Here is a 20443-nt window from a genome sequence, read left to right on the forward strand (position 1 = left end):
TTGTGCTGCGGCGGGAGGTCGGGCATGATGCCTAGGGGCGTTACAGAAACGGCGAGAGACGGAGCACCATGAAGATCGGCATCCTCACCAGCGGCGGCGACTGTCCCGGACTCAACGCGGTCATCCGCGGCGCGGTCCTGAAGGGCGACCGCGTGCACGGCTCGGAGTTCGCCGGCTTCCGCTATGGCTGGCGCGGCGTCGTCGACGGCGACATCATGCCGCTCGACCGCCACAGCGTCCGCGGCCTCTCGCGCCAGGGCGGCACCATCCTCGGCTCCAGCCGCACGAACCCGTTCGAGGGCGAGAACGGCGGCCCCGAGAACATCCAGCGGATGATGGACGAGAACGGCATCGACGCGATCATCGCGATCGGCGGCGAGGGCACGCTCACCGCGGCCCGCCGCCTCACCGACGCCGGACTGAAGATCGTCGGCGTCCCGAAGACCATCGACAACGACCTCGCGGCCACCGACTACTCGTTCGGCTTCGACACCGCGGTCGAGATCGCCACCGAGGCGATCGACCGCCTCCGCACCACGGCCGAGTCGCACCAGCGCTGCATGGTCGTGGAGGTCATGGGCCGCCACGTCGGCTGGATCGCGCTGCACTCCGGCATGGCGGGCGGCGCGCACGCCATCCTCATCCCGGAACGGCCGCAGTCCATCGAGCAAGTCGTCGAGTGGGTGGAGTCGGTGCGCGACCGCGGCCGCGCCCCCGTGCTCGTCGTCTCCGAGGGCTTCCACCTCGACACGATGGAGGAGGCGCACTCGCACAAGGGTCTCGACGCCTTCAACCGCCCCCGCCTCGGCGGCATCGGCGAGATGCTCGCGCCGATGATCGAGGAGCGCACCGGCATCGAATCGCGCGCGACCGTCCTCGGCCACATGCAGCGCGGCGGCGTCCCGAGCGCCTACGACCGCGTGCTCGCGACGCGCCTCGGCATGGCCGCGGTCGACGCGGTCTACGAGGGCCGCTGGGGCTCCATGGTGTCCCTGCGCGGCACGGACGTCGTCAACGTCTCGATCGCGGACGCGACCGGCGGACTCAAGACCGTTCCCGACGCGCGCTACGAAGAGGCCGCCCTGCTGTTCGGCTGAGTCGGGCCTCCCGCGCGACGGGCACTTCTGGCGCACGGGTGGCGGGTCTAGGCTCCCTCCTACGAGAGTGAAGGGATGCCGTATGCCCAGATTCGTCCAGTTCGAGGAGTTCGGCTCGCGCGATTTCCTGCAGGTGGTGGAACGCGAGCGACCGTGGCCCGGGCCGGGTCAGCTGCTCGTGCGGGTGATGGCGGCGGGGCTCAACCCGATGGACTACAAGGCCTATCGCGACGAGCGGTCGGCCGGACGGATGGGCGTCACGCTCCCGAGCGGGATCGGCCAGGACTTCGCGGGGTACGTCGAGGACGTCGGCGAGGGCGTGACCCGCTTCGCGGCCGGTGACGCCGTGTTCGGCACGGCTCCGTTCGCCGCGGTCGCGGACTTCGTCGTCGTCTCGGAGGAGGGCCAGGTCGTCGCCAAACCCGAGCCGCTGACCTTCGAGGTCGCCGGCTCCCTGGGCGTCGTCGGGCGCACCGCCATGGCGACCACGCGCTCCCTCGGCCTCGGCGAGCACGACACCGTGCTGGTGAGCGCCGCGGCGGGCGGCGTCGGCGTGCTCGCCGCCCAGCTCGCCGTGCGGGCGGGGGCGACCGTCGTCGGGACGGCGGGGGAGGAGAATCACGAGTTCCTCGAGACGCTGGGCGTCATCCCCGTGACCTACGGCGACGGCCTGGCCGAGCGGGTGCGCGACCTCCTGGACGGCGACCGCGTCACCGCCGCACTCGACAACCACGGCGGCGGGACCATCGAGGCCGCGCTCGAGCTCGGGGTGCCCGTCGAACGGATCAACACGATCGCCGTCTTCGGCCCTGACGCGCACGGGGCGCAGAACGTCGGCGGCGCCTCCGCCGGCAACGACGAGCTGGCCGAGCTGGCGTCCCTCCTGGCCGAGAACGAGCTCGTCCTCCCCATCGACTCCATCTACCCGATCGAGCGGACGGGCGAAGCGTACGGGCGGCTGGAGGCCGGGCACCTGCGCGGCAAGATCGTCGTCGTGACGGACTGAGGGGTGGGGATGATCGACGACGACACCGCACGGCTGCTGCGGCAGGCGGGGCTGCGCTGGCAGCCGCAGTCCGGCGACACCTTCGCCATCGACCGGCCCGGGATGGCCGGCGAGCGCTTCACCGTCAGCGAGATGACGATCGAACCGCACCACTTCGAGAGCGGCACCATCCTCGGCTTCAACGGCACGACGGAATGGGCGCTCGACTCGCTGGCCGTGGAGGACGCCCTCTGGATCCCGCGCGAGGATCAGCTGCGCGAGCTGCTGGGCGGCTCGTTCCGGCACCTGGCGCGCACGGCCGACGGCTACCGCGTGACGACGGTTCTCGGCGGGGCCGAGCGGATGTTCGAGCACGACGACCCGGCGACCGCCTACGCGCAGGCGCTGCTCGCCCTCATCGGGGCGTCGATCGACTGAGAGAGGCGGCCGGCCTCAGGCGTCAGTACGACGGGCGGCGCGCTCGGCGTCGCGGGCCTTGACCCGCGCGTTCTCGGCGCGCACGGCGGCCTGAGTGGCGCGCTCGGTGACCAGCCACTCCGGCGGGTCGGCCAGCAGTGCCTTGATCTCGGCGGTCGTGAGCGCCTCGTCGACGCCGCCGCGGGCCAGACCGGAGTTGGAGACGCCGAGCTTGCGGGCGACCTCGTCGCGCGGGTGCGGCCCCTCGGCGCGCAGGGTTTGCAGCCACGCCGGCGGCTCGGCGTTCAGCGCGTCGAACTCGGTGCGGCTGATCTCGCGCTCGCGGAACTCGGCGGGGGCGGCGGGCAGGTAGATGCCGAGCTTCTTGGCGGCGGTGGCCGCCTTCATGGTCTGGGGTCGCTTCTCGGCACTCATGGGTTCCAGGTTACCGTTCGGTACGCTCGGGGGATGACCTCCCGATTCGCCCTGTCGTTCCCGCGGGGCGTCGCCGTCGGCAAGTGGACCCGCGAGTTCGAGCGACGGCACCCGCACGTCGAGCTCGTCGTGGCCCCCAGCGCCGATCCGGTGGCCGCGTTGACGGCGGGGGAGGCCGACATGGCGTTCGCCCGAGACGCCGAGCCCGACGACGCGCGGCACCTCATCCCGCTGTACGCGGAGGACGTCGTGCTCGTCATGCACCACGAGCATCTGCTCACCCTCGAGAAGAAGCTGCACCTCGCCGATCTGGAGGACGAGCCGCGCGTCGAGGGGGAGCCGTCGGAGGCGTTGATGCGCCGCATCGCGGAGGGCGAGGGCATCGCCCTGTGGCCGGCCTCCGTCGCCAAGGCGCTGCGCCGCAAGGACGTCGTCGCCGTGCGGCTGGAGGACGGCGAGCAGAGCAGCATCGGCCTGACCTGGCCGCGGGAGGGGCAGCATCCCCTCGTCGACGAGTTCATCGGTATCGTACGCGGACGCACCGCGCACAGCTCGCGGAACCCGGAGGTCGCCGCGGAGCAGGCGGCGACGGGCAAGCGGGCCGGGAAACCGGCGTCGGGCACGGGTGCGGCGAGCAAGGGCGGTGCCGGCACGAGCGGCGCAGGCAAGGCCCGGCCACGGACCAGCGGGAAGCCCGCGCCGCGGGCCGCGCGGGGCCGCAAGCGCCGCTGAGGGGCAGAATGGCGGCATGGCAGCCAGTGCGGGCCGCGACGCCCAGTCCGAGATCTACCGTGCGGGAGTGAGCGGGAGCCGACCGCGCATCCCGGTCGGTCCCGTTGCTTTGGAGCGCGCGGCGCAGCGGCGGATGTCGCGGGCGGCGTTCGCCTACGTCGCGGGTTCGGCCGGGGCCGAGCGCACCGCGCAGGCGAACCTCGACGCCTTCCGGGCGCGCCGGATCGTGCCGCGGGTGCTGCGGGACGTCGCCGATCGCGACCTCGGGGTGGAGCTCTTCGGCGTGCGCCGCCCGACCCCGCTGCTGCTCGCCCCGATCGGCGTGCTCGAGCTCGCGCGGCGCGGAGGCGACGCCCTCGCGGCACGCGCGGCCGCCTCCCTCGGCATCCCCGCCGTGCTCTCCAACCAGGCGTCGGCCCCGATGGAGGACGTCGCCGTGGCGATGGACGCGGTGCAGCCGGGAGCGCCCCGCTGGTTCCAGCTCTACTGGAGCTCGTCGCGCGACCTGGTCGCGAGCCTCGTCGAGCGCGCCGAGCGCAGCGGGTGCGAGGCGATCGTCGTCACCCTCGACACCCACGTGCTCGGCTGGCGCCCGCGCGATCTCGATCTCGGTTATCTGCCGTTCAGCCGCGGGCTGGGGATCGCGCAGTACACCAGCGACCCGGTATTCCGGCGGCTCGTGGCGGAGCGGGTCGCTGCGGGTGGGGAGCGGGAGCCCACCCGGGTGACACCGGCCGCGATCGCGGCGTTCGCGAGCATCCTGCGCCACCATCCCGGCGGTCTGCGCGCGAACCTCCGGTCGCCGGAGCCGTTGGCGGCCGTCGAGACGTTCCTGGACGTCTTCGCCGACCCGTCCCTGAGCTGGGACGATCTCGCCTTCCTGCGCGAGCGCACGCGGCTGCCGATCGTGCTGAAGGGCATCCTGCATCCTGACGACGCGCGGCGTGCGGTGGACGCCGGGGTGGACGCCGTTCAGGTGTCGAACCATGGCGGCCGTCAGATCGACGGGGAGGTCGCGGCCCTGGATGCGCTGCCGGGAGTGGTGGAGGCGGTCGCCGACAGCCTCCCGGTCCTGTTCGACAGCGGCGTGCGCGGCGGCGCGGACGCCGTGATCGCGCTGGCCCTCGGAGCACGCGCCGTCGCGATCGGGCGCCCGTACGTCTACGCGCTCGCGCTCGCCGGAGAGGCGGGCGTGCGCGAGCTGCTCCGCAACGTGATCGCCGAGCTGGACATCACCATGGGGCTGGCGGGGGTGCGATCGCTGGGGGAGTTGGGCGAGGAGGTGCTGGAGGGCCGATGATCGACGTCCCAAGGCCCGACCGCTCGGGTGGACGGCCGGGCCGGGTGGTGGGAGACGATCATCCCCGCGTGGCTCCGGCACCGGAGATCGTGCCGTTCGAGTACACCGTCGCCGTCATTCCCCAGCTCGTCGTCAGATACCCCGGTTGACCGACGTTCCACGTGCAGTTCATCGACCGGCTGCCGGTGCCGCCCCACTCGCTTTTGGCGACGTTGGAGATGGACCACGGCCAGACCACGTAGTTGGTGAAGCAGGCGTGCGAGCCTCGATATCCTGCATAGCTCTCACTGACCCAGACGCGGGAGCCGTTGTAGTAGAACGTGCCGTTCTGGGTCTGCGTGTAGGCCGCCCCCGTGGCGAATTGGCTCCAGTGGTTCGACGAGACTCCGGCGTACGCTGCCGCCGCGGTCAGCTCGGCTTTCGCGCGCGGACTCAGCCCGGAGTCCCGTGCGATGTCCTCGGCGGTCACAGCAACCGGTTCGCCGAGAGAGAGGACAGTCGAGATGCCGTCCGTACTCTCGTACATTCTCGATTCGCCCGGGGCGATGAGGTCGATGGCTGCCTGCGGAGTCGACGCATGAGCCGGGAGGCCGGAGCAGAGCATGAGCGCGGACCCGGCGAGGATGCCGAAACCGGTGACCCTGATGCGACGGAAAGTGGGAACGTGCATGACTGATCTCCTTTGATTGTCAAGCGAGTACTCGGCACCTTGCCGGTACACCCTCACCATCGCATCTGAAGTATCATGCACGCAACGCAGAGTATCTGCTGCTAGTGTGCGGACTACATTTCGTCGAAGGAGCTGAGATGGAAATCCTGGGCCTGATTCTCGCCGCTCTCGCCGGTGCGCTTTATCTCGCCGCTCTCGTGTACGCGGTGATGCGGATCATCCGCACGGACCAGCTCACTCGGATCGAACGGTTCGTCTGGATCCTCGCCGTCATCGCATTCCCTCTCGCCGGACCGATCGTCTGGTTCCTGCTGGGACCGCATCCGCTGGGTCTTCGCGCGCCGCAGATCAAGCGCTGAGACCCGTCCCGCCACCCCGCAGTCGCCGGCGCGTTCAGCTGGTGGCGGGAGGCTCGCCGGCGCGGCGGGCAGCCTGCGCCAGCACCTGCGGCCCGGTGACGAGCGCGCGCTTCCAGGGCGCGACGCCGTCGATCTCGACCTGGAGCGAGAAGCTCAGGATGGTCCGGATCAGCACGATGATGCCGAGCACGACGGCGTCGGTCAGGGTGGGGCTGGAGGTCACCGTCTTGACCAGATCGGCCGCGACGAGGATCTCGAGCCCGAGCAGGATCACCCCGCCGAACGTCTCCCGCAGCGTGCGGAACGCGACGGTCCCGCTGCGGTGCCGGCGCCAGGCGACGAGGGAGATCACGACCGCGACGACGAAGCCGAGCGCCATCGCCAGCACACCGGCGAACTCGAAGGCGACGCCGATGGCCTCGAAGAACGCGTGTCCGCTCATGCGGTCATGGTGCCACAGGGCGGCGCGGATCAGGAGACGTGGACGGCCGGTCGCCGTTTCACATCCTTCTCGGCCTCGCGCAGCACCTCGCGCGTGACCGGGGCGACCTCGCCGACGCCGGTGATGAGGAAGCGGAACATGTTCGAGATCGGGTTGCCCTCGGTCCACTCGAAGTAGATCGTCGGCACGATGCCGGTGATGTCACGGATCTCGAGCAGCACGGCCGCGATCGTGTTCGGGACGTTGCCGCTCTTGACCTGCAGCACGCGGTAGCCGTGCTTCACGACGCCGTGGACCACCAGATCCTCCTCGAAGTCGGAGGAGTCGGAGCGGAGCACCTCGAGGAAGATCGTGCGGGCGCGCTGCGGGATGTGGCTGAACTTGCGCTCGTCCTTGTTCTTCTGCGCGTACTCCGTCGTCGTGTCGACGTCAGGCTCGTGCGAGATGATGCGGATCTCGCCCTCCTCCGCGTCCTCCAGCACGAAGTCGAGGGCCGTGACGTCGAGCGTCACGGAGGTGGCCCGCAGCTCGAACGACCGCCCGACGCGCGAGACGATCGAGACGACGAGGATGCCGAGGATGAACAGCGTGGCGATGCGCAGGCCGTCCGGGCGCTCGATGACGTTGACGATCGTCGTGTAGACGAAGATCGCGGTGATGATGCCGAAGAGCACGAACCGGCGCGGTTGCTTCTTGCGCCGCGCCGAGAGGGCCACCGCCAAGGAGGCCGAGGTGATGAGCACCAGCACGCCGGTCGCGTACGCGCCGCCCTGGGCGTCGACGTTGGCCTGGAAGACGAGGGTGATGAGGAACGCGATCGCGGTGAAGACGAGGACGAGGGGTCGCACCGCGCGCGCCCACTGCGGCGCCATCCCGTAGCGCGGCAGGTACCGCGGCACGAGGTTGAGCAGGCCCGCCATCGCTGACGCGCCGGCGAACCACAGGATGAGGATGGTGCTGATGTCGTAGACCGTGCCGAACACGTTGCCGAGGTACTCGTGCGCGAGGTACGCGAGAGCGCGGCCGTTCGCCGAGCCGCCGGCCTGGAACTCCTTCTGCGGGATGAGCAGCGTCGTGGTGAAGCTCGACGTGATGAGGAAGACGCTCATGATGATCGCAGCGGTCGTCAGGAGCCGGTGGGCGCCGCGGATCCGTCCGACCGGGTAGGCGGGGTCGTCGTCGGGCTTGCCCTTGATCTGCGGCATCACGGCGACACCGGTCTCGAAGCCGGAGAGGCCCAGGGCGAGCTTCGGGAAGACGAGCAGGGCGACGCCGACGATCATCAGCGGGTTGCCGTTCTGCCGGAACAGCATCCCCCACCAGTCGGAGATCGCGGTGGGGTGGTGGAACACCTCGACGATGGAGGTGCCGACGACGATGACGTTGAGCGCGAGGTAGACCGCCACCAGCACGACGGCGATCCCGATGGCCTCCCGGAACCCGCGGAGGAACACGGCCCCGAGCAGGGCGAGCAGCACGAGCGTGATGATGACGTTCTGCCCGTGGAACCAGTCGGGCGCGAACGGGTTCTCGATCGCGTGCGCCGTGGCGTCCGCCGCCGACAGCGTGATCGTGATCATGAAGTCGGTGGCGGCGAAGCCGAGGAGCACGAGGACGAACAGCTTGCCCGCCCACCAGGGGAGCAGCCGTTCCAGCATCGCGATCGACCCGGAGCCGCGGAAGCTCTCCCGGGCGACCCTGCGGTAGACGGGGAGGGCGCCGAGCAGCGTCAGCGCCACGAGCACGAGCGTCGCGAACGGCGAGATCAGCCCGGCCGCGAGGGCCGCGATCGCCGGCTGGTAGCCGAGGGTGGAGAAGTAGTCGACGCCGGTGAGGCACATGACCTGCCACCACGAGTGCGTGCGCTCGGGATTGCGGCCGTGCGGTCCCTGCTGGGTCCCGCGCTCGTCGACGAGCCCCGAGAGCAGCCAGTGCCGGAAGCGGCCCGCCTTGGATGCCGCGGCCCGGCCAGGGTGCGTCTGGCCGGGGACAGGGACGGGCGCGGGTGCGCCGTCCGCCGGTGTGGTCGACATCGTCGCTCCTCGTGCTGGGCCTACGACCTCACACTAGTTCGCTCACCACGCCGACGCGCGGTAGTCCTTGAGGAACACTCCGTAGACGTCCTCGCCGGCCTCGCCGCGCACGACCGGGTCGTAGACGCGGGCGGCGCCGTCGACGAGGTCGAGCGGGGCGTGGAAGCCCTCCTCGGCGAGGCGCACCTTCGTGTAATGCGGGCGCTCGTCGGTGATCCAGCCGGTGTCGACGCTCGTCATCAGGATGTTGTCGGTCTCGAACATCTCGCCCGCGCTGGTGCGCGTGAGCATGTTGAGCGCCGCCTTCGCCATGTTGGTGTGCGGGTGACCCGGCCCCTTGTAGCGGCGGCCGAACACGCCCTCCATCGCCGAGACGTTGACGACGTACGCGCGACCCGACTCCGTCGCCGCGAGGGAGGGGCGCAGGCGGTCGATCAGGATGAACGGCGCGGTCGTGTTGCAGAGCTGCACCTCCAGCAGCTCGAGCGGGTCCACGTCGCCGATCGCCTGGGTCCAGCTGTTGACGGTCTTCACGTCCGGCACGAGGCCGCCCGCGTCGATGGCGGTGCCGTCGGCGTGCTTGGCCAGCGACGACGAACCGGGCGCCATCGCGAGCGTCGCCAGGTCGTGCGCGGTGATGCCGCCCTGACCGCCGAGCTCCGCGATCGTGCCGGCGATCGTGGTGCGCGAGAGCAGCGGGTGGGCCGCGACCGAGGCCTCCAGGGCCTGCGGGTGCGGGTCGGCGGTGTGACCGAAAGTCTCCATCTCGGGCAGGGGACCGTCGGGCAGCGGCTGCGACTCGGCCTCCGCCAGCAGCGAGTACGAGCCGGGGGAGCGGCGCACCGTCTGGGCGGCGTTGTTGATGAGAATGTCGAGGGGTCCCTGCGCCGCGACCGAATCGGCCAGCGCGATCACCTGGGACGGGTCGCGCAGGTCGATGCCGACCACTCGCAGCCGGTGCAGCCACTCGCCGGCGTCGGGCAGCTGCGAGAAGCGGCGCACGGCGTCGCGCGGGAAGCGCGTGGTGATGGTCAGGTGCGCGCCGTCGCGCAGCAGCCGTAGCGCGATGTGCATGCCGATCTTGGCGCGGCCGCCCGTGAGCAGGGCGCGCTTGCCGCGCAGGTCGGTGCGCGCGTTGCGCTTGGCGTGACTGAACGCCGCGCAGGAGGGGCAGAGCTGGTGGTAGAACCAGTCGACCTCGGTGTAGTCCTGCTTGCAGATGTAGCAGGCGTGCGCCTTGAGCAGCGTGCCGGCGGTGGTGGACGGCGTGGTGCCGGAGGTCAGCTCACGACCGCGGGTCTCGTCGTCGATCCGGTCGGGGGCGCCGGTCGCGGTGGCCGCGACGACGGCGCGGTCGGCCTCGGCGACGGCATCGCGCAGCTCGCGGCGACGCGCCTGCTTGACGGCCTTGAACATGTGGCCGGTGGCCTGGCGGACGGCCACGAAGTCGGGGTGCTCGCGGTCGAACTCGTGGAGGCTCCCGAGCACGCGCAGCGTGATCTCCAGGTCGGCGGGATCGATGCCGACGGCGGGGGAGTCGGAGGGAGGGGTCGTGGAGGGCACCGGAGAATTCTACGGTGCCCTCCTGCACAGTCCCTGCCTGCGCCGGGGCCCGGATGCTAGCCTTCCGAAAAGGGGGTGCACGATGAGTGTGCTGATGCAGGAGTTCGAGCAGGCGCGACGCCGCCGCTCGCGTGTGGGGCTGCTGGTCGCGGGGGCGATCGTGGCCGGTGTCGGAGCCTGGCTGGCCGGGCCGTACGGGGTCGTCCTCGTGGTCGCTGGTGAGCCGATCGGCTGGGCGCTCGCCGCCCTCGGGCTCGTGCTGCTCGCGGCCTGCGTCGTGGCGATCGTGGCCGCCGCCCGGTCCCGGGCCGTGCCTGCGAGCCTTCCTGGCAAGGCCAATCCGGGGTTCGACGAGCCGCGACCGTCGGAGAACCCGAAGGGCGGATACTCGATGTCCGGCTCGTACCTCGGTTCCTAGGAGCGCGTTGCCGACGACGGCGGTCGGCGGAGAGCTTTCGTCAGATCCGCACCTGCAGCCAGGCGAGGCCGCTCAGGTCGAGGCACACGGAGTCCTCCATCTCGGTCGCCCGGGCGAGCACCTCGCCGCAGACGGCGCAGCGCAGCACCATCCCCGTGCCGTGCGGATAGAGGCGCGCCGCAGCGACGACGTTCTCGTCGCCGCAGTGGGCGCAGCGGCCGCGGGCCGCGGTCACGTCGACGGCGAAGATCTCGGAGAGGAGACCGGCGGCCGCGTTGCCGTCGAGGTAGCCGGGCTCGGCCGGGTCGGCCTGCTCGGCCTGCTCGTTCTGGTCGGTCATGAGGCACCTCCGATGCCGCCGTAGCGCTCGGTGCGAATCCGCTCGGGCGCGTGACCGGCGTCCACCAGCCATCCCGAGACCGTCTCGACGAAGGGCGTCGCCCCGCACAGATAGAACGTGGGCGATTCGGCCGCGGGCACCACGGCGGCGGAGAGCGCGTCCGCCGTCAGACGGCCCGGCGGCGTCGCGGCACCGGCCGGCGCGGTGCGGGTGTAGACGTAGTCGACGGAGAGCGGCGCTGCGGCGTCCCGGCTCAGGTGCTCCAGTTCGCCGCGATAGAAGCCCGATTCCGGCGTGCGCACCGAGTAGAGCAGCCGGAACGGTGCCGCGCTTCCGGAGGCGGCGTGCGCCCGCGCCATCGACATGAGCGGCACGACCCCCGAACCGCCGGCGATGAGCTGCACCGGACCGGTGTCGGTCGGGCGCCAGACGAACCAGCCGCCGACCGGGCCGCGCACCTCCAGCTGTCCTCCGACCATCAGCCCGTGCACGAGGTAGGGGGACACCTCGCCGTCGGGGAGCTCCTCCACGGTCAGTTCCAGCTCGTCCTCCGCCACGCCGTTCGCGCCGGTCGCCGAGGCGATCGAGTAGGAGCGGACCGCCTGGTAGCCGTCGGGAGCCGTCAGCCGCACATCCACGTGTTGACCGGCGAGGTGCCCGTGGAGGCCCGGGATGCGCAAACGGATGGTGCGCGCGGACGGTGTCTCGGCCCGCACGTCCACGACGTCGGCCACGCGCCAGACGGTGCTCACCAGTAGCGCTGCTCTTTCCAGGGGTCGCCGTACATGTTGTAGCCGTTCTGCTCCCAGAACCCGGGCTGGTCCTGCGGCAGCATCTGCAGCCCGCTGACCCATTTGGCGCTCTTCCAGAAGTACAGGTGGGGCACGAGCAGGCGGGCGGGGCCGCCGTGCTCGGGGGCGAGGTCCTCCCCGTCGAAGCTGTGCGCGACCCACGCCTTGCCGTCGAGCAGATCGGCGAGCGGGACGTTCGTCGTGTAGCCGCCGTAGGAGTGCGCCATCGTGTATTCGAAGGTCGTGTCCACCTCCGCGAACAGGGTGTCGAGGGCGACTCCCCGCCACGACGTCCCGAGTTTCGACCAGCTGGTGACGCAGTGGATGTCGGTGCTCACGTCCTCTTGCGGGAGCGCGAGGAACTCGCTCCAGCTCCACCGGCGGACGTCGCCGGTCTCGTTGGTGATCGTGAACGCCCAGTCCTCTTTCGAGATGCGGGGCGTGGGACCGGCCGACAGCACGGGGAACCCGTCCGTGGCGTACTGGCCGGGCGGAACGCGCGGGTCGTCGTTTCTGCGACGCCCCAGGAATCCGGAGGAGACGATGCCCATGCGCGAAGCATATTGCGCGAGGCCGCGGGACACGAGACCCCGCGGCATGGTTGGCTGTGCGTATGGCCCTCCCGCCGCTCATCGAACCCGCACCGGCGCTCCCAGCGGAGCGCGAGGCGCGATACGCCCGCACCGCACGCCTCCCTGGCTTCGGGATGCTCGCGCAGCGCCGGCTGCACGCGGCGCGCGTGCTGGTGGTGGGGGCGGGCGGGCTCGGCTCCGCCATCCTGCCGCTGCTCGCGTCCGCCGGGTTCGGCACCATCGGGATCGTGGACGACGACCGGGTCGAGCCGAGCAACCTGCCGCGCCAGACCGTCCACACGCCCGCCGATGTCGGCCGCCTCAAGACGGAGTCGGCCGCCGAGGCGGTGCGCGCCCTCGATCCCGAGACCGAGGTGCGGGTGTTCGCCGAGCGGTTGACGGCGGCCAACGCCAGCGGAATCCTCGCCGGCTTCGACCTCGTGCTCGACGGCAGCGACAACTTCCCGACCCGGTACCTCGTGAACGACGCCGCCCTGCTCGGCGGCCTGCCGGTCGTCTGGGGCGCCGTGCACCAGGCAGGCGGCCAGGCGGGGCTCAGCTGGGCGGCGCACGGGCCGCACTACCGCGATCTCTTCCCCGTGCCGCCCGAGCCCGGCAGCATCCCGAGCTGCGCGGAGGCCGGCGCGCTGCCGAGCGTCTGCGGCACCATCGGCTCGCTGATGGTGAGCGAGGCGATCAAGCTGGTCACCGGCACGGGCGAGCCGCTGCTCGGCCGGGTGATCGTGCACGACGCGCTGCGGGGGACCTTCCGCGAGCTCGCGTACGAGCGGGATCCGGCGGGGGTCCCCGTCACCGGGCTGATCGACTACGACCTGTTCTGCGGGGTCACGGACACCGTCTCGGCGGCGGAGCTGCATGCCCGCCTGCTCGCCGGTGAACCGCACACCCTGCTGGACGTGCGCGAGCCGTGGGAGGCCGACGTCGCGGAGATCCCCGGCTCGCTGCTGGTGCCGCTCGGGGTGGTGCAACGGGACCCGGCGGGTGTCGCGGCGCGGCTCGGCGCCGACCCGCTCGTCATCGTCTGCCATCACGGTGTGCGCGCCGAGACGGCACGGCGCCTGCTGGCCGAGGCCGGGGCGCCCGGGCTTGTTCTGGCCGGCGGCATCGACGCATGGTCGCGCGATATCGATCCGGCCATCCCGCGCTACTGACCGCGGACTAGGGTGAGGAGATGACCGCCGTCAACCTCGGCTCGCCCGTGCGGATTCCCGTGCGCGCCGAGGGCTCCGGTGCGGCGGCGCCGAGCCTCGCCGGTCGTCCCGACCACCCGGGGCTGGTCGACCGCTTCGGGCGGGTGGCGCGTGACCTGCGCGTCTCGGTGACCGAGAAGTGCTCGCTGCGTTGCACGTACTGCATGCCGGCCGATGGCCTGCCCGCGATCCCGCGCGAGAGCCTGCTCACCGCGACGGAGATCGCCCGGCTGGTCGGCATCGGGGTGCGCGACCTGGGGGTCCGGGAGGTGCGGTTCACCGGCGGCGAGCCGCTCATGCGGGCCGACCTGACCGAGATCGTCGCGCGCTCGGCCGCGGTCGCGCCCGGCATCGACCTCAGCATCACGACGAACGGGATCGGCCTCGACCGCCGCGTGGGCGCGCTCGTCGCGGCCGGCCTCACCCGCGCGAACATCTCGCTCGACACCGTGGACCGCGCGCACTTCGCGACGCTCACCCGCCGCGACCGCCTGCCCGCGGTGCTCGCCGGCATCCGGGCGGCGCACGATGCCGGCCTCACGCCGCTCAAACTGAACGCCGTCATGATGCGGGACACCCTCGCCGACGCGCCGGAGCTGCTCGCGTGGGCGCTCGAGAACGGCTGCCGCCTGCGATTCATCGAGCAGATGCCGCTGGACGCCGACCGCTCGTGGCTGCGGGACAACATGGTGTCGGCGAGCGAGCTGCTGGACACGCTCGGCACCCGCTTCGCGCTCACGGAAGCGGGCCGCGACGACCCCTCCGCCCCGGCCGAGGAGTGGCTGGTCGACGGCGGTCCGGCCACCGTCGGTATCATCGCCTCCGTCACGCGCTCCTTCTGCAGCGCCTGCGACCGCACGCGCATCACGGCGGAGGGGACGGTGCGCTCCTGCCTGTTCGGCGACGACGAGACGGATCTACGCGGCCTCCTCCGGGGCGGAGCCGACGACGCCGAGATCGCCCTCTGGTGGCGCGGCGCGATGTGGGGCAAGCAGGCGGGGCACGGGATCGACGCGGCCGGGTTCCTGCCTCCCGTCCGGAGCATGGGGGCGATCGGTGGCTGAGGTGCTGGTGCGCTACTTCGCCGCGGCGGAGGAGGCGGCGGGACGCGCGGAGGAGCGCATCCGCCTCGCCGAGCCGACGCTGGGCGCACTGCGCGTCGAGCTCGTCGCCCGCTACGGCGAACCGATGCAGCGCGTGCTGCGGAGCGGCTCGTTCCTCGTGGACGGCGTGGTCGCGCGCGACGCCGGCCGTCCACTCGGCGAGCGGGTGGACGTGCTGCCTCCGTTCGCCGGCGGCTGACCCGCCTTCCGTCAGGCGGGCGCGATCGCCACGTCACCGGGCGCGACACGCAACGCGACCGGTGTCCCCGGTGCGAGACGCAGCTCGGCGACGATGGCGGCCGGAAGCAGCGCGGTGAGCCGGTCGGTGCGCACCCGCACCAGGTCGTCTCGGGGTTCGAGCGCGGTGACCCGAGCGGGGATACCGCCGGACCCGGCCGGGTGGAGGCCGACCGCGGAGGGCCGGATCACCGCCGTCACGGGCATCCCGGCGCCGATCGGCTCCGACTCCGTGCCGGCGAGCTCCAGCCCGTCGTCCGTGCGGATCCCGTGATCGGTGCGCCGGCCGGTCAGCAGGCTGAGGCCGGCGATCTCCGCCGTGAACGGGTGGCGTGGGCGGGCCAGCACCTCCCGGGTGGGCCCCTGCTCGACCACCGTCCCCTCGTGCAGCACGGCGACGCGGTCGGCGAGCAGGTAGGCGTCGAGCACGTCGTGCGTGACCAGCACGGCGGTGCGGTCGGCCAGCACCTCAGCGAGCGTCAGCCGCAGTTCGGCGGCGACGCCGACGTCGAGGGAGGCAAGCGGCTCGTCGAGCAGCGTCAGGCGTGGTTCGGCGGCGAGCGCCCGCGCGATCGCGACGCGCTGGGCCTGGCCGCCGGAGAGCTCGGCGGGGCGCCGTTCTGCGACGGCGTCCGCCCCGGTGCGGGTCAGCCAGTCGTCGGCGCGATCGCGAGCCGCCGCGCGGGCGAGGCCGGTCGCGCGTGCCGCGAAGGCGACGTTGCCGCGCGCGGTCAGGTGCGGGAACAGCAGCGCTTCCTGGGCGAGCAGAGCGACACCCCTGCGGTGCGGCGCGAGCCAGGTCGACGGGAGGTCGAACAGGGTCGTACCGTCGAGCGCGGCCGTGCCCTCGTCGGGGCGGACGAGGCCGGCGAGCATCCCGAGCACTGTCGACTTGCCCGCGCCGTTCGGGCCGAGCAGGGCGAGGGTCTCCCCGGAGGCGAGCGCGAGGTCCACCGAGACCCCGCGTTCGGCGAGCGACGCCGTCAGCCGCAGGCTCATGCGGTGCGCCTGCGGAGCGGTTCGCCCGCTCCGTGTGCGACCGCGACGACGGCGATCGCGACCGCGATGAGCACCAGCGAGAGAGCGACCGCCGCGTCGGGATCGGTCTCCCGTTGCAGGTAGATCTCCAGCGGTAGCGTGCGGGTGACGCCCTGCAGGCTGCCCGCGAAGGTGAGGGTGGCGCCGAACTCGCCGAGGGCGCGGGCGAACGAGAGCACGGCGCCCGAGACGATGGCGGGTACGACGAGGGGCAGGGTGACCCGGAACAGCACGGTCGACGGGCCGGCACCGAGGGTGGCGGCCACCGCCTCGTACCGATCGCCCGCCGTGCGCAGAGCGCCCTCCAGGCTCAGGACGAGGAACGGGAGGGCGACGAACGTCTGGGCGATCACGACCGCGGGTGTCGAGAACGCCACCGGCAGCGCGCCGTCGAGCAGACCGCGTCGGCCGTAGAGCGCGAGCAGCGCCAGGCCGCCGACGACCGGCGGCAGCACGAGCGGCAGCAGCACGATGGCCCGCACGAGGCCGCGCCCGCGGAAGGGAACGCGCGCCAGGACCACCGCCATCGGGATGCCGAGCACGAGACAGGCGGCGGTGGCCGTGAGGGAGGTGCGCAGGCTGAGCAGGAGGGCGTCCACCGAGGAGGGCGAGCTGATCAGAGCCGGGAATTGCGCCCAGTCGACCTGCAGCACCATCGCCGCCACGGGCAGGAGCACGAACAGGGCACCTACCGCGGCGATCACGAGGAGCCAGGCGGGGACGCCCGTGGTGGCGGGCCGGGAGGTGGCGGGCCGACGTGACGCGGACGACCGCGCGCTCGTGGTCACGGCGCGCCGAATCCCGCGGCCCGCAGCACCTTCTGGCCCGTGGGGCCCGTCACGAAGGCGATGAAGGCCTTCCCGCCCGCAGCGTTGGCGCCCTGCCCGACGGCGACGATCGGGTACGTGTTGACCACATCCTTCGCCTCGGGGAAGGGCACGGAGTCGACCTTGTCGCCGGCGCCCCGGACGTCGGTCGCGTAGACGATACCCGCGTCCGCCTCGCCGGAGATGACCTTGCCGAGCACGTCCGTGACCGACGACTCCTGGCTGACCGGCGTGAGCGTGGTGCCGGTGGAGGCCTCCACCTTCGCCGTCGCCGCCCCGCACGGCACCTGCGGTGCGCAGACGACCGTGGCGACGCCCGGCTTCGCCAGATCGGCGAAGCTCTCGATGTGCGCGGGGTTGCCGGTCGGCACGGCGATCGCGAGCACGTTCGTGGCGACGTCGACGGGGTCGCCCTCGGTGACGCCGGCCGCGACCGCCTTCTGCATGGTGGCCCCGTCCGCCGAGGCGAACACGTCGGCGGGCGCCCCGGCCGTCAGCTGGGCGACGAGGTCGGACGAGCCCGCGAAGCTGAAGGTCACGGAGCTGCCCGGGTTCGCCTTCTCGAACTGCTTGCCGAGCTCGGTGAACGTGCTCGTGAGCGACGCCGCGGCGAACACCGTGATCGTCCCCGTCGCCCCGCCGGTCGCGGACGAGGTGGGAGTGGCGGTGCCGGAGGGGGAGCCGGAGGCCGAGCAGCCCGTCACCGCGAGGAGGAGGACGGCGAGGGAGGCGGCTGCGGCGGTGAGGCGGCCGAATGCGGTCATGACGGTGCTCCCGGGGTCTCGACGATGACGGTGGTGGCCTTGACGACGGCGACCGCGACGGAGCCGGGCTCCAGCCCGAGCTCGCGCACGGCCTCGCTGCTCATGAGCGAGACGACGCGGTGCGGGCCGCACTGCAGCTCCACCTGCGCCATGACGCGATCGGCGACGATGTCGGTGACGATGCCCACGAATCGATTGCGGGCCGACCGGCCGACCCCGGACGGGTCGACCGGCAGCACGGCGTTCTGCTTGGCGAGCACCGCGAGCTCCAGACCGTCGACCACCGTGCGGCCGGCGTCGTCGCGTTCGCTCGACAGCAGTCCGCCCTCGATCCAGCGGCGCACCGTGTCGTCGGAGACGCCGAGGAACAGCGCTGCGTCCTTCACCCGTATCTGCGGCATGGCAGCCATCCTAGGGTCGCATCCGCGGTTCGGGGAGGGGTCAGAGACCGACCCATTCGGACGCGCCGGTGGCGAAGTGCTGCCGCTTCCAGATCGGCACGCCGGCCTTGATCGCCTCGACGAGTTCGGCGCACGCGGCGAACGCCTCGGCCCGGTGCGGCGCCGCGACGGCCGCGACGAGCGCGAGGTCGCCGACCGTCAGCGACCCGACCCGGTGCTGCGCGGCGACGCGCAGTCCGGTGCGTGCGGCGACCTCCTCGCAGCAGGTGCGGAGGAAGGCCTCGGCGTCGGGATGCGCGCGGTAGTCGAGCGAGACCACCGCCTGGCCGCCGTCATGGTCGCGCACGATGCCCTGGAAGGAGACCACGGCTCCCGCCTCCGCGCGCCAGACGAACTCGTCCACGACCGCGGGATCGAGCGGGTCGGCGCTGATGTCGGCGAGCACCGCGTACTCGGCCGTCATCGCTCGCCGCCGTGACGGCCGCCGCGGCCTCCGGCGTGGTCGCCGCCGGCGATCTGGTCGAGCAGGTGGGGCAGCAGCTCGGCGAGTACCGCGAGACCGTCTGCGACCCCACCGCGCGACCCCGGCAGGTTCACGATGAGGGTGGCGCCCGCGACGCCCGCTCGCCCACGACTGAGGGCGGCGAGCGGCGTGCTCGCCGCGCCGCGGGCCCGGAGCGTTTCGGCGACGCCCGGCAGCTCCCGGTCGAGGACGGCCGCCGTCGCCTCCGGTGTGAGGTCGTCGGGCGCGAGCCCGGTGCCGCCGGTCGTGAGCAGGACGCGGGGGCCCTCGTCGACGGCCGCGCGCACCGCATCGCCGACCGCCCGGTCGGGCACCACCCGCACGTCGGCGGGAAGCCCGCGCTCGGCGAGCCAGGCGGCGATCACGGGACCGGTGGCGTCCTCCGCGGTCCCGGCGGCCGCCCGGGTCGAGGCGACGAGCACGATCGCGGCAGGCGCCGGGGGAGCGGCCTGCGCGGGGTGGTCCGCGGCCTCCGGGGACGGTTGGGTGCCGGCCTCCCCGTCGCGTCGCCACTCGCCGCGTTTGCCGCCGCTCTTCGTGACCACGCGGACATCGGTGAGCATCGCCGCGGGGTCCACGGCCTTGACCATGTCGTGAAGGGTGAGCCCCGCCACGGCGACGGCGGTGAGCGCCTCCATCTCCACGCCCGTGCGCCCGTGCGTGCGCGCCACCGCCTCGATGGCGACGGACCCCTCCGCGCGGTCGAGCGTGAAGTCGACGCGCACCGAGGTGAGCGGGAGGGGGTGGCACAGGGGGATCAGGTCGCTCGTGCGCTTCGCGCCGGCGATCCCCGCGATGCGGGCGGTGGCGAGCACGTCGGCCTTGGGGAGATCGTCCGCGGCGATCGCCGCGACCACAGCGGGCGTGGTGCGGAGCAGGCCGCGCGCGACGGCCTCCCGGTCGGTCTCGGCTTTGCCGCCCACGTCGACCATGCGCGCGCGTCCGTCGGCATCCAGGTGGCTGAGCTCGGTCATAGGGTCCAGACTGTCACGTCGGCCCCCGCGGGCAGGGACTCCACCTCGGCGGGCATGTCGATGAGCACGTCGGCGCGGGCCATCGCGGCGACGAGGTGCGAACTCGGCCCGGAGACGGGCGTCACGGCACCCTCCGCCGATCGGGCCCGCAGGAACTGGCGCTTCCCCGGCACCGACCGCACGGGCTCGGCGAGCCGGGTGCTCGACGGTGCGACCGGCGGCAGTCCGGCCGCCTCGCGCAGCGGCCCACGCAGGAACACCACGAACGACACCTGCGTGCTCACCGGGTTGCCGGGGAAGCAGAACACCGGAACGCCGTCCACCACCGCGGTCGCCTGCGGTCCGCCCGGCTGCATCGCCACCGTGGTGACGACCGCGCCGCGCGGCTCGAGCACCTCTCTCACCACCTCGTAGGCACCCTGGGAGATGCCGCCCGATGTGATGACGAGGTCACTGACCGCGACGGCCGCATCGAGGAGCCGGCCGAACGTCGCGGGGTCGTCGTCGCTCGCCTCCCGCGACGACACCACCGCACCGGCCTCCTCGACCAGGGCGGCCAGGGCGACGCCGTTGGCGTCGAAGATCTGGCCGAAGGCGGCCGGGCCGCCGTCGGTCACGAGCTCGGAGCCGGTGGTCAGGATGCCTACCCGCAGCCGCGACCGCACCGGCACGCTCCGCACGCCGGCGGCGGCGAGCGCGGCCAGATGGCGGGGGGCGAGCCGGGTGCCGGCGGGCACCAGCACCTCGCCGCGATGCACGTCGCTGCCGCGTTCACGCACGTACTCGCCGCGGCGACGGGGCCGGCGGATCTCGACGACGGCGCCGCGGAGGTCGTCGTCGCGGCCGAGGACGAGCTCGGTGTCCTCCACGGGGATGACCGCGTCGGCGCCGTCCGGCATCGGAGCGCCCGTCATGATGCGGATGGCGGTTCCGGCGGCGTGGGTCACCGCGACGGCGTGCCCGGCGGGGATGTCGCCGGCCACCTCGAGCGCCACTGGCGCGTGCGCGACGTCGGCCGCCCGCACGGCGAAGCCGTCCATCTGGGAGTTGCGGAACAGAGGGAGGTCGACCTCCGAGCGCACGTCGGAGGCGGTGACGCGACCGCGCGCTTCTGACAACGGCACCGATTCCACGGTCGGTTCGGCGGCCAGCGGGGCGAGCAGCCTCGCGACGGTCTCGGCGTGCTCGTCCACGGTCGGGCTCATGGGTCC

25 protein-coding genes are annotated in these 20443 nt (G+C 72.6%); 10 read left to right on the forward strand and 15 right to left on the reverse strand.

Going from position 1 to position 20443, the window contains the following annotated elements; translation table 11 throughout:
- Window positions 1-68 precede the first annotated feature (68 nt).
- The 3 genes from FHX33_RS02990 to FHX33_RS03000 all read left to right on the forward strand — a co-directional run bounded on the left by FHX33_RS02990 (window position 69) and on the right by FHX33_RS03000 (window position 2520).
- On the forward strand, window positions 69-1097 hold the full coding sequence (locus FHX33_RS02990; protein WP_021758361.1) for a 6-phosphofructokinase: 1029 nt from the start codon (window positions 69-71) through the stop codon (window positions 1095-1097).
- Between the two features lie 82 nt (window positions 1098-1179).
- Window positions 1180-2103: an NADP-dependent oxidoreductase gene (locus FHX33_RS02995; protein ID WP_179699401.1), complete on the forward strand. Its 924-nt coding sequence runs from the start codon at window positions 1180-1182 to the stop codon at window positions 2101-2103.
- Between the two features lie 9 nt (window positions 2104-2112).
- A complete protein-coding gene (locus FHX33_RS03000) occupies window positions 2113-2520 on the forward strand; it encodes a cupin domain-containing protein (RefSeq protein ID WP_021765152.1) in 408 nt (135 codons plus the stop codon).
- Between the two features lie 15 nt (window positions 2521-2535).
- On the opposite strand, the gene FHX33_RS03005 is transcribed toward FHX33_RS03000, so the two are convergent.
- Entirely contained in the window at window positions 2536-2934 is a 399-nt protein-coding gene (locus FHX33_RS03005) for a DUF5997 family protein (protein ID WP_021765153.1), read from the reverse strand.
- A gap of 33 nt (window positions 2935-2967) precedes the next feature.
- On the opposite strand from FHX33_RS03005, the gene FHX33_RS03010 reads away from it, so the two are divergent.
- The gene (locus FHX33_RS03010; RefSeq protein WP_183428143.1) at window positions 2968-3666 is read left to right on the forward strand and encodes a LysR family transcriptional regulator substrate-binding protein; all 699 of its coding nucleotides are present in this window, start codon (window positions 2968-2970) and stop codon (window positions 3664-3666) included.
- A gap of 16 nt (window positions 3667-3682) precedes the next feature.
- Complete coding sequence (locus tag FHX33_RS03015) at window positions 3683-4966, forward strand: alpha-hydroxy-acid oxidizing protein (protein WP_183428144.1); 1284 nt, start codon at window positions 3683-3685, stop codon at window positions 4964-4966.
- Between the two features lie 58 nt (window positions 4967-5024).
- Here the strand turns inward: FHX33_RS03015 and FHX33_RS03020 are convergent, their stop codons facing one another.
- Window positions 5025-5636 (reverse strand): hypothetical protein, encoded by a 612-nt coding sequence (locus FHX33_RS03020; RefSeq protein ID WP_021764347.1) that lies wholly within the window; start codon window positions 5634-5636, stop codon window positions 5025-5027.
- A 137-nt stretch (window positions 5637-5773) separates the two neighbouring features.
- Between FHX33_RS03020 and FHX33_RS03025 the strand changes: the two genes are divergently transcribed.
- Entirely contained in the window at window positions 5774-5995 is a 222-nt protein-coding gene (locus FHX33_RS03025) for a PLDc N-terminal domain-containing protein (protein WP_021764348.1), read from the forward strand.
- Window positions 5996-6029: 34 nt separating this feature from the next.
- On the opposite strand, the gene FHX33_RS03030 is transcribed toward FHX33_RS03025, so the two are convergent.
- From FHX33_RS03030 to FHX33_RS03040, 3 genes are read right to left on the reverse strand one after another with little or no spacing between them, the layout of a single operon-like run.
- Window positions 6030-6437 carry a DUF1622 domain-containing protein gene (locus FHX33_RS03030; RefSeq protein ID WP_021764349.1) on the reverse strand — a complete coding sequence of 136 codons (408 nt, stop codon included), beginning with the start codon at window positions 6435-6437 and terminating at the stop codon, window positions 6030-6032.
- Window positions 6438-6466: 29 nt separating this feature from the next.
- Complete coding sequence (locus tag FHX33_RS03035) at window positions 6467-8470, reverse strand: APC family permease (protein ID WP_021764350.1); 2004 nt, start codon at window positions 8468-8470, stop codon at window positions 6467-6469.
- 42 nt (window positions 8471-8512) lie between these two features.
- Window positions 8513-10033 (reverse strand): SDR family NAD(P)-dependent oxidoreductase, encoded by a 1521-nt coding sequence (locus FHX33_RS03040; protein WP_021764351.1) that lies wholly within the window; start codon window positions 10031-10033, stop codon window positions 8513-8515.
- An 82-nt stretch (window positions 10034-10115) separates the two neighbouring features.
- Between FHX33_RS03040 and FHX33_RS03045 the strand changes: the two genes are divergently transcribed.
- On the forward strand, window positions 10116-10451 hold the full coding sequence (locus tag FHX33_RS03045; RefSeq protein WP_021764352.1) for a hypothetical protein: 336 nt from the start codon (window positions 10116-10118) through the stop codon (window positions 10449-10451).
- A gap of 40 nt (window positions 10452-10491) precedes the next feature.
- On the opposite strand, the gene FHX33_RS03050 is transcribed toward FHX33_RS03045, so the two are convergent.
- From FHX33_RS03050 to FHX33_RS03060, 3 genes are read right to left on the reverse strand one after another with little or no spacing between them, the layout of a single operon-like run.
- On the reverse strand, window positions 10492-10791 hold the full coding sequence (locus FHX33_RS03050; protein WP_021764353.1) for a DUF6510 family protein: 300 nt from the start codon (window positions 10789-10791) through the stop codon (window positions 10492-10494).
- A complete protein-coding gene (locus FHX33_RS03055; protein WP_021764354.1) occupies window positions 10788-11543 on the reverse strand; it encodes a ferredoxin reductase in 756 nt (251 codons plus the stop codon). Before FHX33_RS03055 ends, FHX33_RS03050 begins: the two co-directional genes overlap by 4 nt.
- On the reverse strand, window positions 11540-12133 hold the full coding sequence (locus FHX33_RS03060) for a sulfite oxidase-like oxidoreductase (RefSeq protein ID WP_021764355.1): 594 nt from the start codon (window positions 12131-12133) through the stop codon (window positions 11540-11542). Before FHX33_RS03060 ends, FHX33_RS03055 begins: the two co-directional genes overlap by 4 nt.
- Before the next feature lie 62 nt (window positions 12134-12195).
- Here FHX33_RS03060 and FHX33_RS03065 point away from each other — a divergent pair, with 62 nt between their 5' ends.
- From FHX33_RS03065 to FHX33_RS03075, 3 genes are read left to right on the forward strand one after another with little or no spacing between them, the layout of a single operon-like run.
- Entirely contained in the window at window positions 12196-13326 is a 1131-nt protein-coding gene (locus FHX33_RS03065; protein WP_183428146.1) for a ThiF family adenylyltransferase, read from the forward strand.
- A 20-nt stretch (window positions 13327-13346) separates the two neighbouring features.
- Entirely contained in the window at window positions 13347-14429 is a 1083-nt protein-coding gene (gene moaA, locus FHX33_RS03070) for a GTP 3',8-cyclase MoaA (RefSeq protein WP_021765501.1), read from the forward strand.
- Entirely contained in the window at window positions 14422-14667 is a 246-nt protein-coding gene (locus FHX33_RS03075) for a MoaD/ThiS family protein (protein ID WP_021765502.1), read from the forward strand. The genes moaA and FHX33_RS03075 overlap by 8 nt, the downstream gene beginning before the upstream one ends.
- 11 nt (window positions 14668-14678) lie before the next feature.
- Here the strand turns inward: FHX33_RS03075 and FHX33_RS03080 are convergent, their stop codons facing one another.
- The 7 genes from FHX33_RS03080 to FHX33_RS03110 are packed head-to-tail and all read right to left on the reverse strand — an operon-like array spanning window position 14679 to window position 20437.
- On the reverse strand, window positions 14679-15704 hold the full coding sequence (locus tag FHX33_RS03080; protein ID WP_183428147.1) for a sulfate/molybdate ABC transporter ATP-binding protein: 1026 nt from the start codon (window positions 15702-15704) through the stop codon (window positions 14679-14681).
- On the reverse strand, window positions 15701-16531 hold the full coding sequence (locus FHX33_RS03085; RefSeq protein WP_021763381.1) for an ABC transporter permease: 831 nt from the start codon (window positions 16529-16531) through the stop codon (window positions 15701-15703). The genes FHX33_RS03080 and FHX33_RS03085 overlap by 4 nt, the downstream gene beginning before the upstream one ends.
- Window positions 16528-17334 carry a molybdate ABC transporter substrate-binding protein gene (gene modA / locus FHX33_RS03090; RefSeq protein ID WP_021763382.1) on the reverse strand — a complete coding sequence of 269 codons (807 nt, stop codon included), beginning with the start codon at window positions 17332-17334 and terminating at the stop codon, window positions 16528-16530. The genes FHX33_RS03085 and modA overlap by 4 nt, the downstream gene beginning before the upstream one ends.
- Window positions 17331-17735, reverse strand: a complete 405-nt coding sequence (locus FHX33_RS03095; RefSeq protein WP_039922513.1) for a TOBE domain-containing protein — start codon at window positions 17733-17735, stop codon at window positions 17331-17333. The genes modA and FHX33_RS03095 overlap by 4 nt, the downstream gene beginning before the upstream one ends.
- A 40-nt stretch (window positions 17736-17775) precedes the next feature.
- Window positions 17776-18198 (reverse strand): molybdenum cofactor biosynthesis protein MoaE, encoded by a 423-nt coding sequence (locus FHX33_RS03100; protein ID WP_183428148.1) that lies wholly within the window; start codon window positions 18196-18198, stop codon window positions 17776-17778.
- The gene (gene moaCB, locus FHX33_RS03105) at window positions 18195-19232 is read right to left on the reverse strand and encodes a bifunctional molybdenum cofactor biosynthesis protein MoaC/MoaB (protein WP_183428149.1); all 1038 of its coding nucleotides are present in this window, start codon (window positions 19230-19232) and stop codon (window positions 18195-18197) included. Before moaCB ends, FHX33_RS03100 begins: the two co-directional genes overlap by 4 nt.
- Window positions 19229-20437 (reverse strand): molybdopterin molybdotransferase MoeA, encoded by a 1209-nt coding sequence (locus FHX33_RS03110; protein ID WP_183428150.1) that lies wholly within the window; start codon window positions 20435-20437, stop codon window positions 19229-19231. The genes moaCB and FHX33_RS03110 overlap by 4 nt, the downstream gene beginning before the upstream one ends.
- Window positions 20438-20443: the final 6 nt, after the last annotated feature.

The sequence above is a fragment of the Leifsonia aquatica genome (assembly GCF_014190775.1).
Classification (GTDB): Bacteria; Actinomycetota; Actinomycetes; order Actinomycetales; family Microbacteriaceae; genus Leifsonia; species Leifsonia aquatica.